General features: G+C 29.8%; 4 protein-coding genes and 1 pseudogene. All 5 read right to left on the bottom strand.

Annotation, left to right across the window (positions count from 1 at the left end):
• Window positions 1-195, bottom strand: a pseudogene (locus BM212_RS11425) (IS5/IS1182 family transposase); the annotation flags it as partial.
• Between the two features lie 753 nt (window positions 196-948).
• Window positions 949-1854 (bottom strand): AbiH family protein, encoded by a 906-nt coding sequence (locus BM212_RS11420; protein ID WP_091898652.1) that lies wholly within the window; start codon window positions 1852-1854, stop codon window positions 949-951.
• 282 nt (window positions 1855-2136) lie between these two features.
• On the bottom strand, window positions 2137-3117 hold the full coding sequence (locus BM212_RS11415) for a Shedu anti-phage system protein SduA domain-containing protein (protein ID WP_091898650.1): 981 nt from the start codon (window positions 3115-3117) through the stop codon (window positions 2137-2139).
• A gap of 314 nt (window positions 3118-3431) precedes the next feature.
• The gene (locus BM212_RS11410; RefSeq protein ID WP_091898648.1) at window positions 3432-5387 is read right to left on the bottom strand and encodes a UvrD-helicase domain-containing protein; all 1956 of its coding nucleotides are present in this window, start codon (window positions 5385-5387) and stop codon (window positions 3432-3434) included.
• Window positions 5372-7606, bottom strand: a complete 2235-nt coding sequence (locus BM212_RS11405) for an AAA family ATPase (RefSeq protein ID WP_091898645.1) — start codon at window positions 7604-7606, stop codon at window positions 5372-5374. Before BM212_RS11405 ends, BM212_RS11410 begins: the two co-directional genes overlap by 16 nt.
• Window positions 7607-8397 lie beyond the last annotated feature (791 nt).

The raw sequence follows: 8397 nt of genomic DNA, 5'->3' as shown, positions 1-8397 counted from the left end.
ACCCAGAGCCATACGAAGCGGTTTGGCGACATTGCCTTTTTGATTGCGAAAGTTCTTGGCATAGCCTTTTTCCAGTTCAGCCCAAGGGATCCATTCCGCTTTTTCAATCCATCTATTTTTCGGGTTCATTTTTAGTCCCATTGGTTGGTTGAAGTCTTCGAAAGCGATTTGTGAATACGGTTGTGATTTATACATGTTTCTGTCCTCATTTCAGTAAAAGTGCAAGGTTTTGTTTAACATCCTATAAAAACCCTTGCATCTATTATATCAATCATTAGTTGTAAAAGGCAGCAGAATAAGCATAGTTTATTATTCAGTAGACATTAAGTATAACCCAGAGGGCTTCAGATTGACTGTAGCAGCTTTCAACGAAAGAGCCTTATCAACTTATAAAAAACTCGTATTCGATATTGTTTCCGACTTCTACACCACTCCAAGCAAACAGCCTACTCTTTTTTATGTGATGGAACTTATGGGAGACGCTTGATTATTGTTTGATCATGCACTCTTGCGGCAACTACATGGCGTCTTCCTCAAAATTTCTTCACATTTTAGCAATATAAATTATCTTACATTTATTAGAGCTGTTCTTAAATATAGCTAACTGCATATTGCAATTCATATTTTTTCTCAACAAAATCATCGTAGCTAAATATCTTTCATAATAACTTCAATTGCCAATTGTCTCTTCGAGATATAATAATACTCATCAACAATTACCTTAACAAATACGCAAAGTGATAACACTCTTCTTCCATACTGTTTCACCCAAGTGAAATCTAACCTATAAAAACCGTAATGTCGTAGTCTTACAAAAACTTCACTTTTTCTTTTTGTCTATAAACTATAATGTTAAAAAGCTATTAATATCTATATTTAAATTCAAAATCTTATTTTCCTTTAACTTGTGTTTTATAAGCGTCTATAAAGTACCGCACCGCCTGCTTTTTATAATATTTTATAATTTTTGATTTTTAAATTTTTTATCATCTCTTTAATATTATTACTTGTAACTTTATCAAAAGAATAAAATAACCAATTAGCATACCTAAATTTTTCATTTAATAAATTAAAATAATAAAAATCAATTGCGCAAGAATGGCCTTTTACTATAATTTCTTTTACTTCAGCTCCAATCAAAAATTTTTCTAACAATTGGAGTTGCGGTTCCTTATTAAATGATTCTACCTTATTGATTAAACTTTCAAATGCTGTATAAGTATAGTAATCCATCATATCGTCTTTTATCATATTTTCTATATGCTCTCGAATATCGATTTCTCGATAAGGCCCTCTTCCTTTTTGCCTAACATCATACTGGTATTTTTCTGGTGAAAAGTTCCCTTTAGGATAACCTAATATTAAATTATCTTGACCGACTTCACCATGTATGTGCAAAACTCTGTCTGCTCGTATACCATACACTTTTTCTAACGTATGCGTATAGTTAAAATTTACAAATAAATCTTCATTATTAAATAACTCAACATTCTCAGAGAGCAATGATACTTTATTTAATTCTTCCTCGGCTTGATTAGAAAATTCATACAAAGATGGGCTCAAGTTTCCATTTAGCTCTACTTGTGTAATGATTGCATCCCTATCACTTTCATGATTGGATAAATAATTAGGTTGATATCCTTCAAATATTTGTTCTAGTTCATTAAAATTTGGTTTTGCCAAAAGATTTTCAAAATTAGACCAAATATTTACTTCTTGTGATTGATAGAGTTCCCAAAAATATGGAATCTGTTCATATTTTTCTGCAATTTCTTTAAAATGTGGGTCAAATTTTGTAGGTAAATTATGAGATAGATCGAATCCATTTCCTATGATAAATAATCTATTGTTCACTAAACCATTCCTTATTTTAATTATTTATAGTGATTCATCCAGAAACTACTTTATTAAATTTAGTTCCGTTTGTAAACCTGACTTATGGTACAATTGCCTTTGATAATTTAATCGTCAACGAGATAAGGCGTCCTTCCTTGATTCAGCCACCTACCTTTTCATCAAAGGTGGCCAAGAAGTTGGGGCACATATCAAGAAGAAAATTTTACTAGCAAAATATGTTTTCTTGACTTATACTAATCCGATTTGTCTAGTTAAATTCACAAAGTATGCTAATACAAGTTAATCATCTTCTGACTTATTACCAGTCAGTAAATTTAATAATGATTTAGCGTTCTCTAATAAATCATCATAGGTAATTACTTCAATTTTATATCTGAAAACTAAATTTCTTCTTCTAAGTTTTTCTTTTGTTTCTAGTGTCAAAGCATTAGATCTTCCAATTACCACATAGCCTTTTGGTGAATATAATTCTTGAATTTTATCACGTGCATATGAGTTATTATGTTCAATCCACTCTAACCAGTCCATTATTTGTTGTTCTGCATGTACCAACGCACTAGTTGGATTTCCTTGTTTAGTGTAAACATTTAAAGTACTAGCTTCAATTTCAACAACATCATAAAGCCCATTATATCTTTTCAAAACATAATCAGCTTCGTATTCTGAACCAAAACTATGCTTATCTAATACCTCAATATATTCTGTTCCAAATAAAATTGGATAATTCGTTAATACTTCTTGAAGTCTATTTTCATTTCTCGAAAAACTATTTAATCCTTCTGATAATTCATTAAGGCCATCTTTCAAATTATTAATTACATATTGAGCATTATCCAGTTTTTTTAGTTTTTCCATTAATATGTTTTTATAATACTTTACTTCACTAAATGAATATATTCTTGGTATTTTCTCTCCTGTTAATTCACCTTTTTGGTCCACAAAATCTGGAACTAACGTATCTAAAAGTTTGTATTTTTTCACTTCATAATTTTCATTTATTAACTGAAAACCATGTTCATATAATTGATTATAATATTTACTAAGGCTCTCTTCCAATTCATCGTGATTAAGAAAAACAGGTATATTATAAATAACTGACATAGCCAGTTCATGAACTATTACTCTGTCTAATTCATCACTCGACGCTTCAACAGATGTTTGCAATAAGTGTACCATCTCTAGACTGTTATAAGAGCTATTAAATGTATAACCGATAATATGGAGCAGCGGTCGGTCGTTTTGATCAACGTCAAAAATCATTTCTTTGACAATCTCGTAAAACTCAGACTCCTTGTTATACCTCTCTTTATTTATTTCAACATCTTTTTTTGTAGATAAGTACCTTTCATACTCTTCGTCATTATCCTCGCCATCATTTGTAATAAAAGTACGTAACTAAGTAGGTTTCTTATATAAATCTAACCTGTCCATGCATATCCCCCTTAGAAAATCTTTTATTATAAAAGCAAAAGAAGTCATTTTTTTCTGCTTTAATTAAGAAAGAAGTCTGGTTTAAATATATTGCTTCTTTTTTTAATTAATTGTTAACAATTATTACAGTTAATTAATTATTTTTAGTATGTTAAGGTATCGTCTTCTACATCAAAACCAATATTCTTTAATTTTGCAGTAATTTCATCATAAAAAGCTTCTACGTTAGAACGTTCAATGAAGATTGTTAAGTTTTTTCTAGCCCTTGAACATCCAACATAAAATAGTCTAAAAGCAGAAAGAACTGCATAAACTTTATTTTTTTTGAAACATTTTTTTATATTACGAACAAGTTTATTTTCAAGGTATTTGTTATAATCATCAACACATAGATTAAGAAAAATAGGATTCTCTTTGAAATGAGTGCATAACTCATTAATTCTTCCCTCTAAATACTCACTTTTTTCTTTAAGTATTCCACTATTTATATCAGATGCCTTACATCCTATTTCTTCTATTGTTTCATCAATCCACATTACATATTCATAGTAAAAAGATTCTATAGATTCTAAGGTTAAATCTACTTTAGTCCATAATTCTAAAAACGTATGCATATAAACAAAAGGAGAGTGCCTTATAGAATCAGCAGCAATGAAGAAGACCGAATCATGACTCTCGCCTTTTACTCCATGTTGAGTTGATACTCTTGGATTATCTAGATACAATTTTAAAGCTCTAAATTGTTCTAATTTCACATCCAAGAGGTCCCCATATTCTTGATCAATTTCATCGAAATAGTTAGCATTAAATAATGTATCTTCTTTTATAACCTCAAGAAATTCTTTAATTTTCTCACATTTTTGATATTCCTTTAATAGTTTATTCAATGACTCGTCTAGCTCATTAATATCATTTCGACTAGCTATAGTACACTTTGAAGTATTAAATATATTCTTGTTATTTCTTAAATGATTAGTTATTCTCCCTAAATTTGAATCGCCATAATAAGTTAAAAGCTTTATTATTGCAAAGAGCAACCTATAAAGAGGATCTGTATTTCCATTAGTATTATCAGTCATAACATCAACTGCAGATGGTTGATTGTTATTGGAATATTTTTTTAATCTTTTAGTGTGAAAAAACAATTGACCTGCCCCTATTGAATCAAATCTCTGTTGATTCAATAGATACAGTAGTAATGCCTCTGGATAATTTTCTTGCTCTAATTCTAAGCGTGATTCTATATCGTTTGTAAATATTACTCTTGGTGCATGATTAGGTTCAAGAAGTCTATTTTCTTTTGAATATTTTTGCTCATAATTTTTATCGTTATAAATGTTATTCAACAGCCTCACAATATCGGGTATTGATCTATAATTAGTTTCTAAATTAATATTTCTATTTAGAGTCTTAAATTCCTCTTCAAATGTCCCATCATAACTACTATATATCTGCTGCATCTTGTCTCCCAATAAATACAAAGTAGAATTTGATTCAATCACAGCATCATAAAACATTTTTAATACCTTTGACGCCGTATCTTGATATTCATCAATAAAAATTTCTTGATATTTTTGTGTTACTCTTTTTCTAATTTTAGGGAATTTATCAAATAAAAGTGCAGAAAAAGCTAATAAATCATCGTGAGATAATCCTCCAAAGTACAAGTGATTATATGAAGTTTCATTATAATAGATTTGGTCAACATTCGTTTTTATAAAATCAAGAGATAAATCCCCAAACTTGTCAATGTATTTTTGATTTTTTCTAGTTATATTTTCTTTCTCTTCTTTATTTATTATACTTTTCTGAATCTGATCATTGTATATTTCAAAATATAAATCAATAATTTCTTTCTTGCGGAAGTAAATTTTTAAAAATTGGTGGAGGAAAGAATGAATGGTACTAATTTGAATATCCTCAGATTCAATATCTTTTTTTAACTCTTCAGCAGCTCTTTTTGTATAAGTGATACACAGTATATTGTTATTAGGATATTTAATTCTACTACTAGTTATCATACTTTTAATTTTAGTTGTTTTTCCACTACCTGCTGGCGCATTAACCAAGAAAATATTATTAACTATTGTTGTAACCACTCTAATCCCTCCTCTATGTAGTACGGAAGCATCCTTATAATCATATCGTTTAAAATAACGCTATACATGAAATCAGTTTTTGAATTTCCTGTATGTTTTACTATTTCTCTAATGGTGATCATTTCACTAGGTTCTTCTCCATTATCTATACATTCTTTTTGCTCTATAGTAGTTACCCCAACATCTGTACTATTGTTAACTTCAATATCGGTTTCTTGAATTATATTTTTATCTTCAAGTTCCCAATCATCTATCTCATCTGTTTCGGATTTTTTATGACTTTGTGGGATGGTGTACCGTAATTGATCATGCTTTCTATCTTCTACCCACTTGCTTCTCTCTTTTTCCGTGACAGCACTAATATCATAGTGTTTAGCAAGCATCGCCTCTTCTAGGGTGCGGGAAAATCTTTCTTCCTTTCCTTGAAAATTAACTAAAATCAACCCTTCAGAAAATATATTTTCGCCATTTTCTTTCCAAGAGTATAATTCTTCTACAGTAGGAGTTTTTATTCCCTTAGATTTATTAAAATATTGATTAAGCGTGGCATTGGTTGTTTTTGATTTAATAATATCTTCTTTTGTAGTAGCACTTTTTTTATAGTCTAAATCTGTTAAGATTAGTGTTTTAATTTTAAGAAATTCAATAACTTCGTTATACTTATGTGCATAAGCTCCGCCTACCTGAACATATGCGATGTATTTTTGACCAAGCTCATAAAACTTATCAAGAGTCAATAACTTTCTAATAAATAATCTCTCGGTATCACCTTCATACAAAATAACTCTGTCAGCAAATACAATATCAGGAAATCCTATCTCATAGAACCAGTCGTAAAAGTTGTCGAGAGTAATATCACCTCTTATTTTTCTCTTGAATAAAGAAAAATCATATATCTTACTTTCAAGATGATCAACAGGACGAGAAACTCTTAAGTTTTTCAATTCTGTCAAGCGCACCATCTCCGCCGAATGAGTACTTATTAGGCCTTGTATCTTTTTCTCATTATAATAATCTTGTAGGTATTTACCAAATATTCTTTGCATTTGTGGATGCATATGTGACTCCGGCTCTTCAATTACAAATATGTTAACTAGCAAGGGATCGATTTTTCTTTTATACGATTCAAGCTGTAAAAGTATATAAATCATGTTACTATACCCAAGCCCTTGTGAAGCTTCATTGAGATAATGACCTTGATAATCATATTTTGTACTTGTAATTTGATTAAGTAGGGGAGCAATAGTTTCCTCATTAATATCTATATCTAATACCATACTTGCAGTATTTCCGCCATTTGCTTTAGCAATTGCTTCTATAGCATTACTAAGTCCAGAGATAGAAGCCTGTCTTACTTTATCAACAATTTGTGCATCCCTTATTGGATCCATTATTTGATCGGGCAATTCATCCAGTAGGGATCTAAATTTCTCATTGTGCTTAGCAAGATCAACCATATTTTTACTTAGACTTCTGTAGTTTCCATTAGTTTGATCATCAAGAGTTCTGCCTGCATTTATATATTTATAATTAAAAAGCTTTCTGAATCTACTAGTATCAATTTCATACTTATTATCCGAGAAATCACTATCGCAGTAATAGCACTTTGAGACTAAGCTTGCTTGGTATATATCTAAAATCATATCTTTGAATTGCTTAATTTTTAAACTCTTTGAATCATTGTGAGTAATTTTTATTTGTCTATGCCTTTGTTTTAGCTTAGTAAATCTCTCTGTTAGTGCTTCCTTATAACTTTTATATGTAGGTTCAATAACATGTTCAAAATATATATAGTCATTCTTTGGATCTAAACTCATGATAAAATCCGCAAAATTTCTAATATCATCATCTTCATTATATTCAACTATAAATCTTACAACTGTAGGTGGTATAAGGAGCTCTTTACTTGGATTAGAAGACTCTTTATCGAATATTTTTTTTGTCAGTTCCTCAACTGTTTCAGCGCTAACTTTCTCTGAATCTAAAATACTATAAAATATATCATAGATATCATCCACCCATTTTTTTGTAAGCTTTACAGGAATGTCAGAAATATTGAATGTTATCTTTCCATCATCCAAAATAGAACCTATTAAATTAATTAAAGAAGTTTTGCCACTGTTATTGGCTCCTGCTAATAAAGTAATCTCATTAGATAAAGAAAAAGATTCCTGTTGAAACTTTCTATAATTTTGTATTTGTACATTTCTCAAAAACATCTTTAAACTCCTTTTTTTAAGTATTTTTTACGGATTACGCTAAATATATTTTACCAGAAAATTCCTAATAAAATTTTATTTTTCTATTTTAAAGTAATTATATCTAAACTTATAAATTCATATTCACTCATTAAAATAACATTACATGTATTTCTTGATTGCTATTTCCTTAATACTCTTATAGCAGGCTGTGAATGTTAACACATTCCTGAATAAAAAAATTCAAATTAAAAAAAATAAACTAATGTATTTTTAAAATAAAAACAGTACTATTCCAAAAGAAATGGAATAGTACTATTTATGTTTAAAAGAAAAACCTCATTTACTTATGGTACGGTTCACCCTATCTGATTTCAAATTCCAGTGAGTCCTTCTCTTTTCAGATATTAATCTGTGTATATACGAATTAATCACTCTGAAATGTGAAGTTTATAACTTAAACTGACTACCGCCAGCGAAATGTACCAGCGCTGCCAAGTTTTGTACCACCCTTTGCCATGAAATGTACCAGTCATTGCCAACCTGTTTACCACTTATTAACTTCTGTATAATTAATGTGCATGCCTACGGCATTTAAGCCTAAAGCATGACATTTATTATATGGAGGTTTTTTTATGTTCCAATATAGGAAAGTATTGGAGATGAGGTCTGATGGCTTTTCGCTTCGAAGTATTCGTGCAGCTACTGGTCACTCAAGACAAAAAATAACGGAAGTCATTCGACTTGCGGAAAAAAAGGAGGTGACACTACCGTTAACAGATGAGATGACAGATAAATGGCTCGAAGAGTTT

Origin of the sequence: Marinilactibacillus piezotolerans (assembly GCF_900114235.1) — a bacterium.
GTDB lineage: Bacteria > Bacillota > Bacilli > Lactobacillales > Carnobacteriaceae_A > Marinilactibacillus > Marinilactibacillus piezotolerans.
The sequence above is the reverse complement of the archived record's forward strand: the minus strand, read 5'-3'. Positions and strand labels throughout refer to the sequence as shown.

Excerpts from the sequence above, each read along its gene's own strand:
- BM212_RS11415 (WP_091898650.1), bottom strand. The coding sequence starts at position 3,117 with ATGATTTTTGACGTTGATCAAAACGACCGACCGCTGCTCCATATTATC.
- BM212_RS11405 (WP_091898645.1), bottom strand. The coding sequence starts at position 7,606 with ATGTTTTTGAGAAATGTACAAATACAAAATTATAGAAAGTTTCAACAG.